The organism is Pseudomonas sp. NPDC088368, from assembly GCF_044753445.1.
GTDB lineage: Bacteria > Pseudomonadota > Gammaproteobacteria > Pseudomonadales > Pseudomonadaceae > Aquipseudomonas > Aquipseudomonas bambusae.
In genome coordinates this window covers 448849-470644 of sequence record NZ_JBIVNG010000005.1, presented here as the reverse complement: position 1 = coordinate 470644, position 21796 = coordinate 448849, and the positions used below count along the sequence as shown (strand labels likewise).

The following is a 21796-nucleotide window of genomic DNA, read 5'->3' as shown; positions in this document are numbered from 1 at the left end:
GAATACTGTGGACAAGGTATTTAGTTTCACTCGCGGTCGCGTGCCGCTGCTGATCAGCATGCCGCACCCAGGTCTGAATCTGACGCCGGTGGTGCGCGAAGGGCTGGTGGACGAGGCCGTGAGCCTGCCGGACACCGACTGGCACATCCCGCGCCTCTACGATTTCGCTCACGATCTGGGGGCCAGCGTTCTGGCGGCCGAGTATTCGCGCTTCGTCATCGACCTGAACCGCCCCTCCGACGACAAGCCGCTGTACGCCGGTGCGACCACCGGGCTGTACCCCTCGACGCTGTTCGAAGGCGACCCGCTATTCAAGGAAGGCCAGGTGCCGACCCAGGAAGAGCGCGCAACGTATCTGGAGAAAATCTGGACGCCGTACCACGACACCCTGCGCAATGAGCTGGAGCGTCTGCGCGACGAATTCGGCTATGCGCTGCTGTTCGACGCCCACTCGATTCGCGGCCACATCCCGCACTTGTTCGACGGTCGCCTGCCGGACTTCAACCTCGGCACCTTCAACGGCGCGAGCTGCGATCCCGAGCTGGAAAAACGCGTTGAAGCGGTGTGCGCAGGCGCGAAGAACTACAGCCATGTGCTCAACGGACGCTTCAAAGGCGGCCACATCACCCGCCACTACGGCAACCCGGCCGAGAACATCCACGCGGTGCAACTGGAACTGGCGCAGAGCACGTACATGGAAGAGTTCGTGCCGTTCCACTACCGCGCGGATCTGGCCGATCCAACGCGGGTGGTGTTGAAATCACTGCTGGAAAGCATGATCGCCTGGGGGCGGGAGAAGTACGGGAAGTAAGGCATCAATCCCGGCATGCCTCGATCAGCTTCTGGCCGGAGGCTTGCTCTGATCCGCTTCTGCCGAAGGCAAGGAGCTGGCTTGCTTCGGTCAGCTTCTGCCGAAGGCGTGGGAGTTGGCTTGCCTACGATCTGCTGCGAAGCAGTAGCCAATCCTGCATATGCGGTGTGCCTGACACTACCGAGGTATCCAGTTTTGCTGCCGCTGCGGTCGAGCGCGACCCCGGGCCGATCGTAGGCAAGCCAACTCCTACGGCCTTCGGCCAGAATCAAAAGCCTGAACCGCGCCATGCTCCCCTTCATGATCGCTCCCACGCTCCGCGTGGGAATGCATCACGTGGGCACGATCATTCAAATTACTTCCTCAACAACCGCAACCCGTTGAACACCACCAGCAAGCTCACCCCCATATCCGCAAACACGGCCATCCACATGGTCGCGACGCCCGCGAAGGTCACGGCGAGGAAGATCGCCTTGATTACCAGCGCCAACGCGATGTTCTGTTTGAGCACCGAAGCGGTGTCCCGAGACAGACGGATGAACGCCGGAATCTTGCGCAAGTCGTCGTCCATCAACGCCACGTCAGCGGTTTCGATGGCGGTGTCAGTCCCGGCAGCCGCCATGGCGAAGCCGATCTCCGCCCGCGCCAATGCAGGCGCGTCGTTGATGCCATCACCTACCATCCCGACGCGATGGTTCTGCGCGTACAGCCCTTCAATCGCCTGCAATTTGTGAGTCGGCAGCAGGTTGCCGTGGGCTTCATCAATGCCCACCTGCGTAGCAATCGCTTGAGCGGTGTGCGGGTTGTCGCCCGTGAGCATCACGGTCTTCACGCCCAGTGCATGCAATTGCGCGATGGCTTCACGGCTGCTGTCCTTGACCGTGTCGGCCACTGCGAACAACGCCAACGGCCCGGTCTCGTCGAACAACAGCACCACCGTTTTGCCCTGGGTTTCCAACACCTCAAGACGCGCCTCAAGTTCGGGCGAGCACAGCCCCGACTCATGCACCAACCGGTGGTTGCCCAAGTGATACAAGCGACCCTCGACATCGCCCTTCACACCTCGCCCGCCCAGCGCTTCGAACGCCTCGACCGGAAAATGCCCTTCCTTGCCGAAATCGGTCGCAATGGCCTGAGAAACCGGGTGATCGGAACGCCCTGCCAGGCTTGCTGATATCGCCAGCGCTCGCTCACCGAACGCCTCGTCGAGCAACACGTAATCGGTCTGCACCGGCTTGCCGTGGGTGATGGTCCCGGTCTTGTCCAGCGCCAGATAATCGAGCTTGTGGCCCATTTCCAGGTAGACGCCACCCTTGACCAGAATCCCTTTGCGCGCAGCCGCGGCCAGACCGCTGACGATGCTCACCGGGGTTGAAATCACCAGTGCACACGGGCACGCCACCACCAGCAACACCAGCGCGCGATAGATCCAGTCGAACCACGCCGCGCCCATGAATAATGGTGGGATGATCGCCACGGCCAGCGCCAACGCAAACACCGCCGGGGTGTAGATTTTCGAGAAGCTGTCGACGAAGCGCTGGGTCGGCGCACGCGCACCCTGGGCGGCTTCGACCGCATGAATGATCCGCGCCAGCGTCGAATTGTTCGCCGCCGCCGTGACCTTGTACTCCAGCGAACCGGCCTGGTTGATAGTCCCGGCAAACACCTTGTCGCCCACGGTCTTCTCGACCGGCAGGCTTTCGCCCGTGATCGGCGCCTGGTCGATGCTCGAATGCCCCGCCACCACTTGTCCGTCGAGACCAATGCGCTCGCCAGGTTTGACCCGGACCACGCTGCCCAATGCGATGTACTTGACCTCGACCTCAACCCACTGGCCGTCTTTCTGGACGGTTGCCATGTCAGGCGCGAGCTGCATCAAGCCGCCAATGGCGTTGCGCGCGCGGTCCAGGGATTTGGCTTCGATCAGCTCGGCCACAGTGAACAGGAACATCACCATCGCCGCTTCCGGCCATTGCCCGATCAGCACCGCGCCGGTCACGGCGATGCTCATCAGGGCATTGATGTTCAGATTTAGGTGCTTAAGAGCGATCCAGCCTTTTTTGTAGGTGGTCAGGCCGCCGCTGAAGATTGCGACGAGGGCAATCAGCGCCACCACCCAGGTCGGCGCGGCATCCGTGAAGTGAATGACTTCCGCCGACACAGCAGCCACGCCGGACAGTGCCAGCGGCCACCACGGCTTTTTCGGCGACGGCAGCGATTCGGTCTCTTGGGCTGCGCCCTCTTCCATCACGTCAGCCTGCATGCCGAGCGAGCCGATGGCCTCACGAATCGGGTCGGTCGACGGCAGTTCATGCCAGACGCCCAGCACGCGATTGATCAGGTTGAATTCGAGCTTCTGAATGCCAGACATCTTGCCCAGCTTGTTCTGAATCAGCGTCTGTTCGGTCGGGCAATCCATCGCCTCGATGCGGAAGCGGCTGAGACGCGCATGTTCGGTCGAGCCTTCACCCACGTTGACGACAGCCGGGGCGCTTTCGTGCGAGCAGCAGGCATGGGGTTTGTGCTCGTGCTTGCCGACCGGCGTGAATGTCGCGGGCGCCGAGTGATCATGCCCTGCGTGGTCATGGCCGCTATGGTCATGGCCAGCGTGATCGTGGGGCGAATGTTTGTGTACAGAGTCACTCATCGATTGAGTCTCTTGGTGTGCGTGTTGCCAAGTGAACACCCTGTAGCCACTATAGGGTCAAGCCTCAAAACGGGATCGATGACATGAACGCCTCTTTCAAGATCGGCGAGCTGGCCAAACTGACCGACTGCCCCGTGGAAACCATTCGTTATTACGAGCGCGAAAAGCTGCTGTCCGAGCCTGCGCGAAGTGAAGGCAATTACCGGCTGTACACTCAGGAACACGTTGAGCGCCTGACCTTCATCCGCAACTGCCGCAGCCTGGACATGACGCTGGATGAAATCCGCAGTCTGCTGGCCCTGCGCGACAGCCCGCAAGATCAGTGTGAAAGCGTGAATGCGCTGATCGACGAGCACATTCAGCACGTCAGCGCCCGCATCGCCAGCCTTCAGGCGCTACAAGTGCAATTGGTGGATTTGCGACAGCGTTGCAGCGAAGGCGCGCCGGATCATTGCGGGATTCTGGATCGACTGGAAGTAAGCGGCAGCGTGGTCGCCGCCGAAGTGGAGCATTCCCATGTGGGGCGCAGTCATGGGCATTAAAGCTATCTGCCCCTGAAACTGATTTTCGAATTCGACTCGGACTTGTAGGAGCTTCTGGAGGTCACGACAGTGGCGAAAGCGGTGTGTCAGACTAACCCACAGGATTTGCTGCATCGGGGATCCGTTGCGCAAAGTCAGTAAACATCGGCCAATGAAAAAAGCCTCCAACCTGTCACCCAGGTTGGGGGCTTTGTGTTTCAGCTGCCGTTACGCGTGGTGAATACGCTCAACCGCCTCGGTCACACCGGCGCCGTACGCCGGGTCAGCCTGTGTGCAGTGCTTGATGTGCAGCGCGATGATCGGCGCCGATACTCCGCGCAAGGCACGTGCGGTGTTATCGAACAGCGACTGTTGCTCTTTCGGGCTCATGTTGCGAAACAGGTTGCCCGGCTGCGAGAAGTAGTCGTCGTCCACACGGTGGTTCCAGTGGCCCGCAGCGCCTTCGATGGACAGCGGCGGCTCGCGGAAATCAGGCTGTTCCTGGAACGCGCCCTTGGTGTTCGGCTCGTACGAGGTCATGCCGCCACGGTTGCCGTCGATGCGCATCAGGCCATCGCGGTGGTAGCTGTTCACGTGCAGCGCTGCTTTTGGCGAGTTCACCGGAATCTGGTGGTGGTTGACGCTCAAGCGGTAGCGCTGGGCATCGCCGTAGGAGAACAGACGGCCCTGCAGCATTTTGTCCGGTGAGAAGCTGATACCCGGCACTACGTTGGAAGGCGCGAATGCGGCTTGCTCGACGTCAGCGAAGTTGTTTTCCGGGTTGCGATTCAGCTCGAACACGCCCACTTCGATCAGCGGGTAGTCGCCTTTCGGCCAGACCTTGGTCAGGTCGAACGGGTTGATGTGGTAACTGCCCGCTTCCTTCTCCGGCATGATCTGCACGAACAGTTTCCAGCGAGGGAAATTGCCGCTCTCGATGCTTTCGTACAGGTCGCGGTGATGGGACTCACGATCGCGACCCACCAAATCCTGCGCTTCGGCGTCGGTCAGGTTGGCGATGCCTTGCTGGGACACGAAGTGAAACTTGACCCAGAAACGTTCGTGCTGCGCGTTAAGGAAGCTGTAGGTGTGGCTGCCGAAACCGTGCATCTCGCGGTAGCTGCGAGGAATGCCGCGCTCGCTCATTACCACGGTGACCTGGTGAAACGCTTCGGGCAGTTGGGTCCAGAAGTCCCAATTGTTTTCAGCGCTGCGCATGCCGGTGCGTGGGTCGCGTTTCACGGCGTGGTTCAAGTCAGGAAATTTCAGCGGGTCACGCAGGAAGAAAACCGGCGTGTTGTTGCCGACCAAATCCCAGTTGCCTTCTTCGGTGTAGAACTTCAGGGCGAAGCCGCGAATGTCGCGTTCAGCGTCCGCAGCGCCTCGCTCCCCAGCGACGGTCGAGAAGCGGGCGAACATTTCAGTCTGCTTGCCGACCTGCGAGAAGATTTTGGCGCGGGTAAATTGGGTGATGTCGTGAGTGACGGTGAACGTGCCGAACGCGCCCGAGCCTTTGGCATGCATGCGGCGCTCCGGGATGACTTCGCGATCGAAGTGAGCAAGTTTTTCCAGGAACCAGACGTCCTGCAACAGCGCCGGGCCGTGGGGGCCTGCGGTCTGGATGTTCTGGTTATCGACAACAGGGGCGCCGAATGCGGTCGTCAGTTTGTTGCTCATGCGCTTCTCTCCTCGGGGATCACGTTTCCCGGCGACCTCAAGTGAAGCCAGCCGTGTGCTTGTTCGATGGAGAGACGATAAGGAAAACCCGGCGCCGAAGCTCATTGTGATGCCGCACTGGGTGGATAGAGGAAGTTAATTAGCGGAAGGCGTAATGATAGTCGTAGATGATCGAGCAGATGTAGGAGCACGCTTGCCCGCGATCACGGTGCGTCGATGGCATCCACGCCATCTGACACACCGCCTTCGCGGGCAAGCGCGCTCCTACGGAGGTGTTTGAGGTGAGTGCTCAAATCTGGCTGCGGTGGTACCCATGCGGCACGCCGCCTTTGGACAATACCCACTGCCACAACTGAATGTCCCGCGCGCGGAACGCCCCGGCACAGGACAACAGGTAATAACGCCACATACGATAGAAGCGTTCACCCAATTGCGATTCAAACTCAGGCCAGGCTTTCATAAAGTTATCGTGCCACGCCATGAGTGTCTTGTCGTAGTCCGTGCCAAAGTTGTGCAAGTCCTCGACCACGAATAACCCATCCATGGCATCGCCCATTTGACCAATTGAAGGCAGGTCACCATTGGGGAATATATATTTGTCGATCCATGGATCAGGGTAAGAGTTGCGCTGGTTCTTGCCAATGGTATGCAACAGGAACAACCCGCCGGGTTTCAAACAGCGATTGGCCAGTTCCATGTATTCCCGATGGTTCTTGCGGCCCACGTGTTCGAACATGCCCACGCTGGCAATCGCATCGAACTGCTCGTCCAGCTCACGGTAATCCTGGAAGCGAAATTCAAGTGGCAGGTGCTTGTAGCGCTCTTTGGCCCAGGCAATCTGTTCTTTGGAAATGCTCACACCCACGGCTTCGACGCCGTAGTGTTCGGCGGCATAGCTCATGAAGCTGCCCCAGCCGCAGCCAATGTCGAGCACACGCATGCCGGGCTTGAGTTGCAACTTGCGGCAGATCAGGTCGAGCTTGGCGGCTTGCGCTTCTTCGAGGGTTGTGGCGTTTTCCCAGTACCCGCAGGTGTAGGTCATGCGCGAGTCGAGCATTTTCGAATAGAAGTCATTGCCCAGGTCGTAATGCACTTCACCGACCGTTTTCGAACGTTTGACGTTCTGCCGGTTCATGAACTTGGCCATGAGCGCGTAGAACAGCAAGCGAATCGGTTTGACGTCTTCCGTCATCCGCGTCTTGAGGAGCCTATGGAAAAACTCGTCTAGATGCTCGCTGTCCCATTGCCCGTCCATGTAGGCCTCGCCCAACCCCAGGTTGCCCTGAGCGAAAGCGCGTTCGAGAACGCCGGGACCATTGAAGCGGATATCCGAGGGTGCTGATCCGTTGATCTGGATTCCGGCTTCGTTGAGGATGCGAGCGGCGGCGCGATAAAGACCAGAGGTGGTGCGGGAGTAAGTGTCAGTGCTGAAGTTCGTCGTGGTCATGGAGGGTGATTCCAAACGCGTGTCAGGCTAAAGACTTATCGGTAGACCCCGACTATAGAACAAACAATCCCTAGAGTTAAACTCAATACACGCAATCGACAGATTGAAAATATCTATCAAATCAATTTTGTTTACTGCCTTGCAAAACAGTTATTACGCAACTGCAACAATCAGAACTTTATTAAATTTTAATTGACCGGGAACTTTGGGGTTAACCGGTTAGAACATAGAAGCCTCGTGCGAATTTAATTAAATCGCTCTGGATCAGTACGGCTTGCTGGCGGCGTGAGCAGAATCGCTACCGCCGACGAGCCGGACTGCTACAGAATCTTCAGCGCTGGAGGCTCAAACCGCCACAGGCGCCTTGATGTTGGGGTCGGCGTCGTAGCCCACGATTTCGAAATCTTCGAAACGGTAGTCGTAGATGCTGTCCGGGCGGCGGTTGATCTTCAACTGGGGCAGCGCTTTGGGCGTGCGGGTCAGTTGCGTGGCGATCTGCTCTTCGTGGTTCGAATAGGCGTGGGTGTCGCCCAGGCTGACGATGATCTCGTGAGGAATCAGGTCGCACTGCTGCGCCAGCATGTGGGTCAGCAGGGCCAGCGCGGCGATGTTGTACGGCAGGCCGAGGAAGACATCGGAGCTGCGAATGTACAGCTGCATCGACAGCTTGCCGTCCGCCACGAACGCTTGATAGAGCAAATGGCAGACCGCGAGCGCCTGACGTCCGACCTTCACGTTTTCCTGAGGCGACAGCTTTTCGTCCGGCAGGTATTCGGTGTTCCAGCCGTGGAACAGGATGCGGCGACTGTTGGGGTTGTGCTTGAGGCAATCGACCATGTAATCGATCTGGTTGATCTTGCCGCCGTCCTTGGTCGGCCAGCCGGTCCACTGTGCGCCGTAAACCGGGCCCAGATCGCCGTCTTCAGTCGCCCACTCGTCCCAGATGGTCACGCCGTTTTCGTTGAGCCATTGGGTGTTGGTGTTGCCGCTGAGCATCCAGATCAGCTCATTGGCGATGCTCTTGAAGTGCAGCTTTTTGGTGGTCAGCAGCGGGAAGCCATCGGCCAGGTTGTGGCGAATCTGACGACCGAACACCGCCGTTGTGCCGGTGCCGGTCCGGTCGCCCTTGCGCGTTCCGTTGGCGATGACGTCCTGTAACAGCTCAAGGTATTGCTTCATGCTCAAAGGCCCTCTGTATCGATGAATCGCCCGGCCTCATGAGCCGGGCGATCCAGAGTCAAACCGCTGCCTTGTTGGCAGCCGGTGCGCGGTGATAGGCCAGCCAGATCAACACCAGGCCACCGATGATCATCGGCAGGCTGAGGATCTGACCCATGGTGACCCAGCCCCAGGCCAGATAACCCAGTTGGGCATCGGGCACTCGGACGAACTCCACGACAAAGCGGAAAATCCCGTAAAACAGCGCGAACATGCCGGAAACGGCCATGGTCGGACGCGGTTTGCGCGAGAAGAAATAGAGAATGACGAACAGTGCCACACCTTCCAGTGCGAATTGATACAGCTGCGACGGGTGGCGCGGGAGTTGAGCAGGGTCGCTGAACGGCGGGAAGACCATGGCCCACGGCAGGTCGGTCGGTTTGCCCCACAACTCGCCGTTGATGAAGTTACCAATGCGTCCGGCACCCAGGCCGATCGGCACCATTGGCGCGATGAAGTCCATCAGTTGGAAGAACGACTTGCCGTTGCGTTTGCCGAACCAGTAGGTCGCGATCATCACGCCGATGAAACCGCCGTGGAATGCCATGCCGCCTTTCCACACTTCAAAGATCAGCAGCGGGTTGGCGATGTAGTTTGGCAGGTCGTAGAACAGCACGTAACCGAGCCGTCCACCGACGATCACGCCCATCGCGACCCAGAAGATCATGTCCGAGAGTTTTTCCTTGGTCCATGTCGGGTCGAACGTGTTCAAACGACGCGACGCCAGGAACCAGGCACTGCCGATGCCGACCAGGTACATCAGGCCGTACCAGTGAATTTGCAGCGGACCGATGGCCACGGCTACCGGGTCAATCTGCGGGTAAGGCAGCATTGCGACTCCTTAAATGGACGCTCATAGAGCAACGAATCAAATCAGAAAACTGGTACCCACGACCACCAGCAGGAGTGCGAACAGTCGTTTCAGCACCCTCGGTGACAGTTTGTGCGCCAGCTTCGCACCAAAACGGGCGAAAAACATGCTGGTGACGGCGATGCCGATCAGCGCAGGCAAGTACACGAAACCAAGACTATGCGGGGGCAGCAGCGGGTCATGCCACCCCAGAATCATGAAACTTATGGCGCTCGCCACCGCGATGGGAAAGCCGCAGGCGGAGGACGTGGCGACCGCTTGCTGCATCGTCAGACTGCGCCAGGTGAGGAATGGCACGGTCAATGATCCACCGCCGATGCCGAAAATTGCCGACGCCCAGCCGATCACCACACCTGCCGCCGTCAACCCCGCCGTGCCCGGCACGCTGCCGCTGGCCTTGGGCCTGAGGTCGAGGGCCATCTGAAGGGCGACCAGGATCGCGAAGACCCCAATGATTTTCTGCAAATGCGGCCCGGCGATGTAGCTGGCCGTCAGTGAGCCAAACCCCGCGCCGATCAGAATTCCCACCGTCATCCACGCAAACACCGCCCAACGCACGGCGCCCATTTTGTGGTGGGCGCGAACCGACTGGATCGAGGTGAACACGATGGTCGCCAGCGATGTGCCGACGGCCAGGTGGGTCAGGACCGAACTGTCGAAACCTTGCAGCGTGAAGCTGAACACCAGCACCGGAACGATGATGATGCCGCCGCCCACACCGAACAGCCCGGCCAGCACGCCGGCGCAGGCGCCCAAGGCCAGATAGAGCAGAAATTCCATGGGGGTCTCCGAAAATCAGTGCGGCATGTTACCGGAGCAAGCGCTTGCCCTCCACCTGTGGTCGATGGATGTCCTGTGTATCTGTGCGTACAGTGTCGAGAAAAAGGAGGCCCGCATGTGCCTGATCGTCTTCGCCTGGCGCCCTGCCCACCCGCAGCCGCTGATTCTGGCGGCCAACCGTGATGAGTTCTACGCTCGCCCGACCCTGCCTCTCGCACAATGGGAAGACGCTTCCCACATCTATGCCGGACGTGATCTGGAAGCGGGCGGCACATGGCTGGGCGTCACGGCCGAGGGGCGCTTTGCCGCGTTGACCAACATCCGCGATCCCGGCCAGCCGTTGGGGCGTCGCTCAAGGGGTGAGCTGGTTGCTCATTTTTTGAGCGGCTCGCTGTCGATAGACGAGTACTTGCGGGAAGTCGCGGGTCGCTCGACGGAATACGGCGGCTTCAATCTGTTGGTGGGCAATCGCGAAGAGCTGCACTTTCTCAACGCGGCGAATCCCCTTCCTCATCGCTTGGAACCGGGGATTTATGGCGTGTCCAACGCAGGGCTTGATACGCCATGGCCGAAGCTGCTGAAGGCGAAGGCAGCGCTTTCGGATCACCTGGATCAGCCGGAGCCGGAGGCGCTGTTTGGCTTTCTCGCAGACGCCGAGGCTGCACCAGACGCCGACCTGCCCAGTACTGGCGTGGGTTTGGCGACCGAAAAGCTGCTGTCCAGCGTGTTCATCGCCAGCCCGAATTACGGGACGCGGGCGAGTACGGTGCTGATTGCCAGTGCAGATGGCAGCCGGAGATTGATCGAACGCAGCTTCGGGCCGTATGGCGGGAGATTGGGTGAGGTTGATTTGGAAGTTTGATCGTGGCGTGCTGACCCACCGCGATTGACTGTGGGAGCGAATTCATTCGCGATTGGCCGGTACATCCGACACGTTCCCGTCGGATGTACGTTTTTTCGCGAATAAATTCGCTCCCACAGAGGGTAAGAGTGCAGCCGACACTCGCGACCGATCAATGCCCTTTGACGGACGTCGGGTTGATCATCCGCGACAGCCCAAGATTCCTCAGCGCAAGCTGCAACGAGCTGCTGATGACCTGCGGGTTGTCGTTCTTCATCAGCTGCGCCAGCAGTTCTTTCGCCTTGCTCAGGTTGATCTGGCGCAGCATCCACTTCACTTTCGGCAGGTTGGTGGCGTTCATCGAGAGGCTGTCGAAGCCCATCGCCATCAACAACACCGCGGCCGCCGGGTCGCCCGCCATTTCCCCGCAAATACTGACCGGCTTGCCTTCGGCATGAGCGTCGCGCACGACATTTTGCAGCGCTTGCAGCACAGCCGGGTGCAGGTAATCGTAGAGATCAGCCACGCGCGGGTTGTTGCGGTCGACCGCCAGCAGGTACTGAGTCAAGTCGTTGGAGCCAACTGACAGGAAGTCCACCTGACGCGCCAGCTCGCGGGTCTGGTACACCGCCGCTGGCACTTCGATCATGACGCCCACCGGGGGCATCGGCACATCGGTGCCTTCGTCGCGCACTTCGCCCCAAGCCCGGTGAATAAGGTGCAAAGCTTCTTCGGTTTCATGAGTGCCGGAGATCATCGGCAGCAAAATCCGCAGGTTGTTCAAGCCTTCGCTGGCCTTGAGCATCGCGCGAGTCTGCACCAGGAAGATTTCCGGGTGATCGAGGGTCACGCGGATACCGCGCCAGCCCAGGAACGGGTTGTCTTCCTTGATCGGGAAATAGGACAGCGCCTTGTCACCGCCGATGTCCAGCGTGCGCATGGTCACGGGCAGAGGGTGGAACGCGGCCAGTTGCTCGCGGTAGATCGCCAGCTGTTCCTTTTCACTCGGGAAACGCTGCTGAATCATGAACGGCACTTCGGTGCGGTACAGGCCCACCCCTTCGGCGCCGCGCTGCTGAGCCCGCGCCACGTCGGCCAGCAGACCCGTGTTGACCCAGAGCGGCATGCGGTGCCCGTCGAGCGTCACGCAGGGCAGCTCGCGCAAGGCGTCGAGGCCTTGAGACAGCTGACGCTCTTCCTCGACCACCACCGAATACTGCTTGCGCAGTGCTTCGCTGGGGTTGGTGAAGACTTCGCCGTGATAACCGTCGACGATCAGCTCGATGCCATCGACCTTGGAATACGGCAAATCCACCGCACCCATGACCGTCGGAATACCCATCGCACGCGCCAGGATCGCCACGTGGGAGTTGCCCGAACCCAGCACCGAGACCAGACCGACAAGCTTGCCTTCCGGCACTTCGCCGAGCATGGCCGGGGTCAATTCCTCGCTGACCAGAATCGTCGCGTCGGGATAGACCAGCGCCTGCTGGCGCGCCTCCTGAAGATAAGCCAGCAGACGACGGCCCAGGTCCTTGACGTCCGAGGCACGCTCGCGCAGGTAGGCGTCGTCCATCAGTTCAAAACGGTTGACGTGCTCATTGACCACCGAACGCAGCGCGCCCTGTGCCCATTGGCCGGTCTTGATGACGTTGGTGACTTCACTGCCCAGCGATGCATCGTCGAGCATCATGAGGTAGACGTCGAACAACGCGCGCTCCTCAGGACGCAACTGAGTGGCCAACTTCGCCGAAAGCGTGCGCATATCGCTGCGAACGCCTTCAAGGGCGTTCTGGAAGAGTTTCAGTTCGGCATCGATGTCGGTGACGGTCTTGTCCGGCACCACTTCGAGATCGGCGGGCGGCAACATGACCAGCGCCGTACCGACTGCCGCACCCGGCGAACCGGCCACGCCGACGAAACGGGCTTCCTGAATGCCCTTGCCCTGACGCCCCAGCCCGCGAATCGAACCGGTGGCCTCGGCGTGGGCGATAACGCCAGCCAACTGGGCGCTCATGGTCACGAGGAAGGCTTCTTCCCCTTCGTCGAACTGACGGCGCTCCTTTTGCTGGATCACCAACACCCCGACGACACGCCGGTGGTGAATGATCGGCGCGCCAAGGAACGAAGCAAAACGTTCTTCGCCAGTCTCGGCAAAGTAGCGATAACGGGGGTGATCGGCGGCGTTTTCCAGGTTCAGCGGCTCTTCGCGCGTGCCGACCAGACCGACCAGGCCTTCATTGGGCGCCATGCTGACTTTGCCAATGGAGCGCTTGTTCAAGCCCTCGGTGGCCATCAGCACGAAACGGTTGCTTTCGGGGTCGAGCAAATAGACCGAGCAGACCTGGCTGCTCATGGCCTCTTTGACGCGTAACACAATAATCCCCAACGCCGCCTTGAGATCCTTGGCGGAGTTAACTTCCTGGACGATCTTGCGCAGCGTATTGAGCATGGCTCGGGGTCGAACTCCGTGTCAGTCGCGCGCCAACAGGCGCGGGGCAAGCTCTTTGAGTGCGCGGCGATACACTTCGCGCTTGAATGTCACCACCTGGCCCAACGGATACCAATAGCTGACCCATTTCCAGCCATCGAACTCCGGTTTACCGGTCAAATCCATCCGCACCCGCTGCTCGTTGGAGATCAGGCGCAGGAGAAACCATTTTTGCTTCTGGCCGATGCACAGCGGCTGGCTGTGGGTACGGACCAGGCGCTGCGGCAGACGATATCGCAACCAGCCACGGGTGCAGGCCAGAATTTCAACATCGTGCCGTTCCAGCCCGACTTCTTCATTCAATTCACGATAGAGCGCGTCTTCCGGCGTTTCCTGAGGGTTGATCCCTCCTTGCGGAAACTGCCAGGCATCTTGGTTGATACGGCGAGCCCATAAGACCTGGCCAGCATCATTTGTCAGAATTATCCCGACATTAGGGCGGAAACCATCGGGGTCGATCACGGCTACAACCTCGCAAACGCATGTCGCCGCATTGTTCCACAAAGATCGTGAAGGCAGCAACGAGGCACAGGCAGCTTATCGCGACAACTGCATTAATAGATGCGATCTCTTGATGAAACCTCGTATTCTTGTGCTCTTTTTTCAGCCAATTCAGCGAGTAACCGCATGCGCCTGGCCTTATTCGACCTCGACAACACACTCTTGGGTGGCGACAGCGACCACGCCTGGGGTGATTACCTGTGCGAACGCGGCATCCTTGACGGTGCTGCTTATAAGGCGCGTAACGATGCCTTTTATCAGGACTATCTGGCAGGCACTCTGAACCTGACGGATTACCTGAATTTCAGCCTGGAAATCCTCGGTCGCACTGAAATGGCGCAACTCGACGAATGGCATGGCGAGTTCATGCGCGATTGCATCGAGCCATTGATGCTGCCGAAGGCTCTGGCACTGATCGCCCAACACCGTGATGCGGGCGACAAGCTGGTAGTAATCACCGCGACCAACCGTTTCGTGACCGCGCCCATTGTGGCCCGTCTGGGCATCGACACGTTGCTGGCTACCGAGTGCGAGATCGTCGAAGGCCGCTACACCGGCCGCACCACCGACGTGCCCTGCTTCCGTGAAGGCAAGGTGACGCGCCTGAACCGCTGGATCGAGGAAAACGGCTTTGATCTGGAAGACAGCTATTTCTACAGCGACTCGATGAACGACCTGCCGCTGCTGGAGCAAGTCGCCAACCCGGTGGCCGTCGACCCCGATGAAAAACTGCGCGCCGAAGCGACTCGTCGTGGCTGGCCGGTGATTTCGTTGCGCGATTGAGATATCAGGGGCACCTCAACTTGCCGGGGGACCAGACACTGGGCAAACGCGGCTTTTCTGTGGGAGCGAATTCATTCGCGAGACGGCGGTATAGGCGGTAGAGATGCATCGAATGTACTGGCCCCTCGCGAATGAATTCGCTCCCACAGGGAGGTAGTGTTGACGCTTAAGATCGGTGGCCATCCTCAACTCGGCTTGGCCACCATCAAATAAAAAATCGCGATAAACGAAAAGAACGCGGGCCACGCCAGGCCAAACCACCATCGCATATAAACAGTCGCCTTCATCGGCATCGCAGAACCCTCCAGCAACGCCTGATTCGCCATCTTGTGCACCCGGATCTGCAGCCACACCACCGGCAGCCAGCAAATTCCCGCCAGCACGTACAACCCGAAACTCCACATCAGCCAGCTTTGATGAGGCGGCCAGCCTGCGAGCAATACCAAGCCTAACCCGCTAAGGGGCTGAAAGATCGCGGTCGTCGTGGTGAACGCCCAATCGGCAAACACCAAATGCTTGAACGTCACGGCGATGACCTCGACCTTGCCGGTCCGCCAGGCCCTCAGCGCGTAATAGGCCGAGCCCGCGCCGAGGCCGAACAGGATCGTGGACGACAGAATGTGCAGGGTTTTGAGCAGTAAATAGGCGTTCATCGACGCGGTTCCGTCCGTAAAAGCCAAAGAGTGGCCACCATCAGCACCAGGTTTTTGGCGACAGCGGCGTAAGGGTCAAACCAGTAATGGGGAAGGATGAAGGTGATGATGACGGTGTAAACCGCCATCAGGCACAGTTGCGCCTGAAACACACGGCGGCGCCAGCGCGGGATGAGCATGCCAACCCCCAACACTCCGTCGCACAGCGCACCACTCACCGCCGCGATTTGCGCGAAGGGGCCTGTCAGTCCGGCCTCGGCAAGAATTCGCAATCCCCAATCAAAGCCGGGCCCGAGGCTGACGAACGCCGTGCCCAGCCAGATCAGCGCCAGCACCGCCAGCATCATGGGACGCAGGGCGAGCTGTGCGCTTTGGGCCGGATCAGGCCACTCCTGCAAACGATCACGCAAACTGGCGCAGCGATACCCACAGACCGACTCCAGCACTTCGGGGTCGGCGATGTTGTCGCGACGGGCCATGAGCAGGCTTTGATAATTCAGGGCTCTCCAGCCGAAGCGATCGCCCATCGAAGCCCCCAGCTCGGTCACAGCGTCAGGGATTTTGAGAAACCAGGCGGTCGGCCATCCTTGAGACATGCGCATCTGGTCGATCAACTGCCCCAGCGTCATGACCTCAGGCCCCACCACGGGCAAGACAACGGCGGCGTTCGGCCAGCGGCGCATCAAGGCCAGTACGGCACCGACCAGATCATCGATGTGCAAAGGCTGCAATCGGGCTTTGCGGTCCAGCAACGGGATCACCGGCAATGCGGAAAGACGAGCGAGCCAGTCACTGCTGGCACCGCCCTGCCCCACGATCAACGAAGGGCGCAGCACCACGGCGGGTAGGCCGAGCGCCATCAGATAGTCATCCGCCGCAGCTTTACTGGCCAGAAACGGCACGTCCGGCTGTCCGCCCGCGCCGAGGGCCGAAATGTGCAGGACCCGGACACCGGCCTGTTTCGCCAGATCGAAAAGCGCACGAGTCCCAAGGTCCTGGGTCAGGCTCAGTTGTTGCTCGTCCACACTCAACAAACCGGCGGCGTTGATCAGCAGATCGATGGCTTCGGGGAATTCGAAGTGGTCAGGCACTGAAGCCAAGGTGTCGAGGTCGAGCTGACGCCATTCGACACCCGGCAACCGCAACGATTGCCGGGTGCGACTGGTCGCGATGATCTGATGACCGGCGCTGCTCAGCGCCTTGAGCAAGTGACGTCCGACGAATCCCGTCGCACCTGCCAGAAGTACCCTCATTACCGTCCTTGTAGTGATTGTGATGCAGCGGAATTAAACCGGCTTGGCACCCATCAATCCGGCGATGGCGACAAAACAGACCGCACTGAAGACCGCCAACGCCAAGGTAAATTTAGGGTTGCCGACGATCACTGGCCTGCGCAGCCGATTGACCCGCACCGCCAGCCAGGCCCAACTCAACGCACCAAAGGTATAAAGAATGCTGGCGATCAACAACCAGCTCTGCCCCAGCGACCAGCCCGCATAATGCACCAGCCACCAGCCGCTGATCGGCAGCGTCAGCAGGCACAACCCCATCAGCAACCAGACAAACACCCAAGGCCTCTGCATGGCGCGATTCTGCACCGTCAGATCCCCGGCCCGCCGTCCGCGTACGATCCAGAACGTTAATGCCAACCCACAGGCAAACAGCAGCACGGTCGTGACCATGTGCAGGATTTTCAGGGCGGCGAAGTGTTCCATGGTGGCGCTTTCCTTTATAGAGGCCGTGCTTTGAGCGTAGTCGGGGGCGGGAAGTTGCGTTGGGCTACCGCGTTGCACCCGATCCGCTTCTGCCGAAGGCGTAGGAGCAAGCTTGCTCGCGATCGGCTGCGTAGCAGTCGTAAACCCGACGACGCGGTCTGCCTGACACAACCGAGGTGTCCGGTTTTACTGCCGCTTCGCGACAGATCCCAGGCAAGGTGGAGCGCCACCCCGGCACTCCTACGCCCTTCGGGCAGAATCAAGAGCGTGCGCCCTCACCGCGACCAACGATGTCAGCCGAGAAATAACCGATACGCCGGATTATTCGTCTCATCCCAATACGGGTAACCAATCTCCGCCAGTGCCTTCGGCACCAGATGCCGCTCATCCTCCGGCACCACCAACCCCGCCACGACCCGACCGTCCGCCGCGCCGTGATTACGGTAGTGAAACATCGAAATATTCCACTTCCCGCCCAGCTTATTCAGAAAATTGAACAACGCTCCCGGCCGCTCGGGGAATTCGAAGCGGAACACCACTTCATCACTGACCCGCTCCGAATGCCCGCCCACCATGTGCCGCAAGTGCAGCTTGGCGAGTTCGTTGTCGGTCAGGTCCAGCACCGGGAAGCCTTGGTCGGTGAGGCTCGCGATCAGAGCCTTGCGCGGGTCGTTCTCGGGGTGGGTCTGCACGCCGACGAAGATGTGCGCCTCGCGGTCGGTGTGGTAGCGGTAGTTGAATTCGGTGATTTGGCGCTTGCCCACGGCTTCGCAGAACGCCTTGAAACTGCCCGGCTGCTCGGGGATGGTCACGGCAATGATCGCTTCGCGGCCTTCGCCCAGCTCGGCGCGCTCGGCGACGTGGCGCAGGCGGTCGAAGTTGACGTTGGCGCCGGACTCGATGGCCACAAACGTCTGGCCTTTGACCTCGTACTGTTCGACGTATTTCTTGATCCCCGCTGCACCTAAAGCGCCCGCAGGCTCGGTGATCGAGCGGGTGTCGTCGTAGATGTCCTTGATCGCCGCGCAAATTTCGTCGGTGCTGACGGTGATGACTTCATCGACGTAATCCTTGCAGATGTCAAAGGTGTGCTGGCCGATCTGCGCCACGGCCACGCCGTCCGCGAACAATCCGACCTGCTGCAACACCACGCGCTCGCCGTAGGCCATGGCCTGTTGCAGGCAGTTGGAGTCGTCCGGCTCGACGCCGATCACCTTGATCTCCGGCCGCAGGTATTTCACGTAGGCCGCGATGCCCGCGATCAGACCGCCGCCGCCCACGGGGACAAAGATCGCGTCCAGTCGCCCGGGGTGCTGACGGAGGATTTCCATCGCCACCGTGCCTTGCCCGGCGATGGTGTCAGGGTCGTCGTACGGGTGGATGTAGACGTAGCCTTTTTCTTCAACCAACTTCAGGGAATACGCCAGCGCCTCGGGAAACGAGTCACCGTGCAGTACGACCTTTCCGCCGCGCGAACGCACGCCCTCGACTTTGATTTCCGGGGTGGTTTTCGGCATGACGATAGTGGCCGACACGCCCAAGGTTTTCGCCGCCAGCGCCAGGCCCTGTGCATGGTTGCCCGCCGATGCCGTGACCACGCCCCGCGCCAGTTCTTCCGCGCTCAGTTGCGCCAGCTTGTTGTAAGCGCCGCGAATCTTGAAAGAGAACACCGGCTGCAAGTCTTCGCGCTTGAGCAGAACCGTGTTGCCGAGCCGTTCGGACAACTGGCGAGCGCCGTGCAGCGGGGTTTCGATGGCGACGTCGTAGACGCGGGAGGTGAGGATTTTCTTCACGTACTGTTCGAGCATCGGAGAGCATCACTGGCGAAAGGGGCAAGAGCCGGAAGTCTACCCCGCGACCCGACGCACGACCACACCAAGAGTCAGGCTTTACCGACGGCATGTCGCTATAATGCCCGCCCTTTTTGTGTCCTTTGGCCCCCGTGGAGCCCCGCATGACCCAGGATCAACTCAAACAGGCCGTTGCACAGGCCGCCGTCGACTTCATCCTTCCGAAACTCGACGACAAAAGCATCGTGGGCGTCGGCACCGGCTCCACCGCCAACTGCTTCATCGACGCGCTGGCGCAGCACAAAGGCGCGTTCGACGGCGCAGTCGCCAGTTCCGAAGCCACCGCCGCCCGCCTGAAAGGCCACGGCATTGCGGTGTATGAGCTGAACACGGTCAGCGATCTGGAGTTTTACATCGACGGCGCCGATGAAAGCGACGAGCACTTGAACCTGATCAAAGGCGGCGGCGCAGCCCTGACTCGCGAGAAGATCGTGGCGGCCGTGGCGAAAACCTTCATTTGCATCGCCGACGGCAGCAAGCTGGTGCCGGTGCTGGGCGCGTTCCCGCTGCCTGTGGAAGTCATCCCGATGGCCCGTAGTCACGTTGCGCGTCAATTGGTGAAACTGGGCGGCGACCCGGTGTATCGCGAAGGCGTGTTGACCGACAACGGCAACATCATTCTCGACGTGCACAACATGAACATCACCAATCCGGTGGAGCTGGAAGCACAGATCAACGCCATCGTTGGCGTGGTCACCAACGGCCTGTTCGCGGCGCGTTCGGCGGATTTGCTGCTGCTGGGCACTCAGGAAGGCGTGAAAACCCTGACCCGCTGAACCCTGGCCGGGCGACCTCCGCAGTTCTGTCGAAACATGAAACCCTGTAGGAGCGAATGCATTCGCGAGACGTCGGTACAGCCGATAGACGTGTATCGGCTGTAAGGGCCGCTCGCGAATAAATTCGCTCCTACAGGGTTATCAAGAAACCATTTAGCTACTGCTTCTTGAACACATAAAACAGATTCGGCTCGCTCACCAGATACAACGTCTCGTCATCCCCCATCGCGATCCCCTCCGCCTGCGGCACGCTCTTGCTCAGGCCCATGCTGCCTTTGCTCAACGAGACATTGCCCACCGGCCTGCCTTCGGTATCCAGCTCCAGAATCTGCCGCGACTCATCGGAGAGCGCCAACAAATGGCCGCTGCGCTCATCAAATTGCAGGCTGGAGAGGTCACGGACAAACAGCCCCGCGTCCCGGCGTTTGCTAGAGGTCACTTCCAGGGGGGTTGGCGCGCTCGCATCGAGGTTGGGGAAACCGCGCACTTCGAGGATCTGCACGGGCTTGCGCTCCTTGGCGACAAACAGGCGCTTGCCCCTGTTGTCATAAGCCAGCCCTTCGAAACCGCTGTTGCCCCCTGCACCAATACCCAACGTCAGCTGCTCGGCATCGGCAGAATCGAGAAACAGGGTGTCGTCGTCCACGTGGACCTTGATCAGGCGTTGTTGGTATTCATCGCTGATGACGTAGATGCCGGGGCTGATGTACTCCACCGCCTCGGCATCGCCAAACCCCGTCAGCGGAATTCGCCTGAGGATGTGGCCTTTCAGGCTCAGTTCCACCAGTTCAGGGTCTTTGTTGGTCACGGTGAACAGGGTTTTGCGATCAGGATCGAAGCTCAGCGCGGACACGTTATCCGCCAGCCCTTCAATCGCTCGTGCCTCAATCACCACTTCGTAATCGTCCAACCCCAACGCTTGCGCATCGCTTGACTGCCAGAAGACCTGCCAGTTGAACCAAAGTCGCTCGATCACGCGGTACTCGCGCATGGCGATGTACGACACAGCCAGCACAAGTACGGCCAGCAAGGTCAGCAACACCGCGTGGAGAGGGAGCAGACGACGCATGGAGGGCACTCGGTTTCAGATGGGGGCGCATTAATATCACCCTAGTCTGAAACCAAGCTGAAAGCCTTTGTAGGAGAAATCAGCTCTTCTTGAACGAATAAAACAGGTTCGGTTCGCTGACCATGTAAATCGTGCCGTTTTCGTCCATCGCAATACCCTCGGCGCGAGGGATGGTGTGGGCCAGGCCGTTGAGGCCTCTCACCAGCGCCATGAAGCTGACCTTGTTGCCCTTCTCGTCCAGCTCCAACAGCAAGTGGGATTCGGCAGACAGCACCAACAGGTGCCCTGTTTTCTGATCGGCGTACAGCGCCGACAGGTTGCGGACGATCAGGTTGTCGTTCTCGCGCTTCTGCTTGTCGCCCTTCAACACAGCACTGCCGTCGGATTTCCAGCTGAACAATGCAGGCGGGCGCTCTTCGCCGAGCATGATCTGCTGATTACGCGGGTCCCAGGCCACCCCTTCGAACGCCTTGTTCTGATCGGCGGACGGACCGAGGTCGTATTTCGGGAAGTCGGCGATGTTCAAGGTCTTGGTATCAGGGGTGACCGTTACGATGGTCATCAGATGCTGGCGTTCATCGACAATCGCGATAAGCCCATTACCGAGCACGGCGACCCCTTCAGGGTTGCTCCAGCCCACCAGCGGAATCTTGCGCAACACGTCACCGGTCAGGCTCAGCTCGGCCAGAAACGCGTTTTTGCCCATCACCGAATACAGGGTCTTGCTGGCGGCGTCATAGGACAGGTCCGACGCTTCGTCTTTCTCCAGTCCTGTGAGGGTTTTGCCGTCGATGACGGCGTGATAATCCGGTAGCCAGACGCTGGCATTGCGCTCGGTTGCAGAGGTCGTCTGCTCGCGCAGCCACAGCAGGCCACGGTCGTCCCAATGCCAGGCGTAAGACAGGCCCACCAGAATCACCACCACGGCGATCAGCAACCAGAACCAGGAGAAACGTCGGCGCGTAGAGGTGGTCAGCGATTGATCAGTAACAGCCATTAAAACGATCCTGAAAAGAGAGATTCCATGGCACAGCGGCTATGTCTCGCTGCGGTCGGCGCAGATTATCCAGATGGGGTGTGAAAAAAACGGCAATCTGGACAGTTCTCGTACTCACAAAAAAGGCCGCTTGCAGCATCACAAGCGG

Annotated in this window: 19 protein-coding genes; 5 read left to right on the top strand and 14 right to left on the bottom strand. The window is 59.8% G+C overall.

Annotation, left to right across the window (positions count from 1 at the left end; all coding sequences use genetic code 11):
• Window positions 1–7: 7 nt before the first annotated feature.
• Window positions 8–811, top strand: a complete 804-nt coding sequence (gene hutG, locus ACIQAL_RS13845; RefSeq protein WP_401146133.1) for an N-formylglutamate deformylase — start codon at window positions 8–10, stop codon at window positions 809–811.
• A 355-nt stretch (window positions 812–1166) separates the two neighbouring features.
• On the opposite strand, the gene ACIQAL_RS13840 is transcribed toward hutG, so the two are convergent.
• On the bottom strand, window positions 1167–3458 hold the full coding sequence (locus ACIQAL_RS13840; protein ID WP_401146132.1) for a heavy metal translocating P-type ATPase: 2292 nt from the start codon (window positions 3456–3458) through the stop codon (window positions 1167–1169).
• 83 nt (window positions 3459–3541) lie between these two features.
• Here ACIQAL_RS13840 and cadR point away from each other — a divergent pair, with 83 nt between their 5' ends.
• Window positions 3542–4000 (top strand): Cd(II)/Pb(II)-responsive transcriptional regulator, encoded by a 459-nt coding sequence (cadR, locus tag ACIQAL_RS13835; protein WP_401146130.1) that lies wholly within the window; start codon window positions 3542–3544, stop codon window positions 3998–4000.
• Window positions 4001–4207: 207 nt separating this feature from the next.
• Here cadR and ACIQAL_RS13830 read toward each other — a convergent pair whose 3' ends face one another.
• From ACIQAL_RS13830 to ACIQAL_RS13810, 5 genes are all read right to left on the bottom strand, one after another.
• Window positions 4208–5656, bottom strand: a complete 1449-nt coding sequence (locus tag ACIQAL_RS13830) for a catalase (protein WP_401146128.1) — start codon at window positions 5654–5656, stop codon at window positions 4208–4210.
• 289 nt (window positions 5657–5945) lie between these two features.
• Window positions 5946–7103, bottom strand: coding sequence for a cyclopropane fatty acyl phospholipid synthase (cfa, locus tag ACIQAL_RS13825; RefSeq protein WP_401146127.1), 1158 nt, complete (start codon window positions 7101–7103; stop codon window positions 5946–5948).
• Between the two features lie 345 nt (window positions 7104–7448).
• The gene (locus tag ACIQAL_RS13820; RefSeq protein ID WP_341960551.1) at window positions 7449–8282 is read right to left on the bottom strand and encodes a thymidylate synthase; all 834 of its coding nucleotides are present in this window, start codon (window positions 8280–8282) and stop codon (window positions 7449–7451) included.
• Window positions 8283–8340: 58 nt separating this feature from the next.
• Window positions 8341–9153: a prolipoprotein diacylglyceryl transferase gene (lgt, locus tag ACIQAL_RS13815; RefSeq protein ID WP_341960552.1), complete on the bottom strand. Its 813-nt coding sequence runs from the start codon at window positions 9151–9153 to the stop codon at window positions 8341–8343.
• A gap of 36 nt (window positions 9154–9189) precedes the next feature.
• Complete coding sequence (locus ACIQAL_RS13810) at window positions 9190–9972, bottom strand: sulfite exporter TauE/SafE family protein (protein WP_401146124.1); 783 nt, start codon at window positions 9970–9972, stop codon at window positions 9190–9192.
• 115 nt (window positions 9973–10087) lie between these two features.
• Between ACIQAL_RS13810 and ACIQAL_RS13805 the strand changes: the two genes are divergently transcribed.
• Complete coding sequence (locus tag ACIQAL_RS13805; protein ID WP_401146122.1) at window positions 10088–10834, top strand: NRDE family protein; 747 nt, start codon at window positions 10088–10090, stop codon at window positions 10832–10834.
• 151 nt (window positions 10835–10985) lie between these two features.
• On the opposite strand, the gene ptsP is transcribed toward ACIQAL_RS13805, so the two are convergent.
• Together ptsP and ACIQAL_RS13795 are read right to left on the bottom strand one after the other, a co-directional pair.
• On the bottom strand, window positions 10986–13265 hold the full coding sequence (ptsP, locus tag ACIQAL_RS13800) for a phosphoenolpyruvate--protein phosphotransferase (protein ID WP_166598738.1): 2280 nt from the start codon (window positions 13263–13265) through the stop codon (window positions 10986–10988).
• Window positions 13266–13286: 21 nt separating this feature from the next.
• The gene (locus ACIQAL_RS13795) at window positions 13287–13766 is read right to left on the bottom strand and encodes an RNA pyrophosphohydrolase (protein ID WP_074751434.1); all 480 of its coding nucleotides are present in this window, start codon (window positions 13764–13766) and stop codon (window positions 13287–13289) included.
• Window positions 13767–13931: 165 nt separating this feature from the next.
• Between ACIQAL_RS13795 and ACIQAL_RS13790 the strand changes: the two genes are divergently transcribed.
• A complete protein-coding gene (locus tag ACIQAL_RS13790) occupies window positions 13932–14588 on the top strand; it encodes an HAD family hydrolase (protein ID WP_401146120.1) in 657 nt (218 codons plus the stop codon).
• Between the two features lie 185 nt (window positions 14589–14773).
• On the opposite strand, the gene ACIQAL_RS13785 is transcribed toward ACIQAL_RS13790, so the two are convergent.
• The 4 genes from ACIQAL_RS13785 to ilvA form a co-directional block, all read right to left on the bottom strand.
• Window positions 14774–15241 carry a DUF2269 family protein gene (locus tag ACIQAL_RS13785; protein WP_401146118.1) on the bottom strand — a complete coding sequence of 156 codons (468 nt, stop codon included), beginning with the start codon at window positions 15239–15241 and terminating at the stop codon, window positions 14774–14776.
• Window positions 15238–16494, bottom strand: a complete 1257-nt coding sequence (locus ACIQAL_RS13780) for an SDR family oxidoreductase (protein WP_401146115.1) — start codon at window positions 16492–16494, stop codon at window positions 15238–15240. Before ACIQAL_RS13780 ends, ACIQAL_RS13785 begins: the two co-directional genes overlap by 4 nt.
• Window positions 16495–16527: 33 nt before the next feature.
• Entirely contained in the window at window positions 16528–16956 is a 429-nt protein-coding gene (locus ACIQAL_RS13775) for a DUF2269 family protein (protein ID WP_401146112.1), read from the bottom strand.
• 293 nt (window positions 16957–17249) lie between these two features.
• On the bottom strand, window positions 17250–18764 hold the full coding sequence (gene ilvA, locus ACIQAL_RS13770) for a threonine ammonia-lyase, biosynthetic (RefSeq protein ID WP_401146111.1): 1515 nt from the start codon (window positions 18762–18764) through the stop codon (window positions 17250–17252).
• A 146-nt stretch (window positions 18765–18910) separates the two neighbouring features.
• On the opposite strand from ilvA, the gene rpiA reads away from it, so the two are divergent.
• Window positions 18911–19582, top strand: coding sequence for a ribose-5-phosphate isomerase RpiA (gene rpiA / locus ACIQAL_RS13765; RefSeq protein ID WP_401146109.1), 672 nt, complete (start codon window positions 18911–18913; stop codon window positions 19580–19582).
• A gap of 157 nt (window positions 19583–19739) precedes the next feature.
• On the opposite strand, the gene ACIQAL_RS13760 is transcribed toward rpiA, so the two are convergent.
• Both ACIQAL_RS13760 and ACIQAL_RS13755 read right to left on the bottom strand, forming a co-directional pair.
• Complete coding sequence (locus ACIQAL_RS13760; protein WP_401146107.1) at window positions 19740–20651, bottom strand: SdiA-regulated domain-containing protein; 912 nt, start codon at window positions 20649–20651, stop codon at window positions 19740–19742.
• A 79-nt stretch (window positions 20652–20730) separates the two neighbouring features.
• Window positions 20731–21648, bottom strand: a complete 918-nt coding sequence (locus ACIQAL_RS13755) for an SdiA-regulated domain-containing protein (protein WP_401146105.1) — start codon at window positions 21646–21648, stop codon at window positions 20731–20733.
• Window positions 21649–21796: the final 148 nt, after the last annotated feature.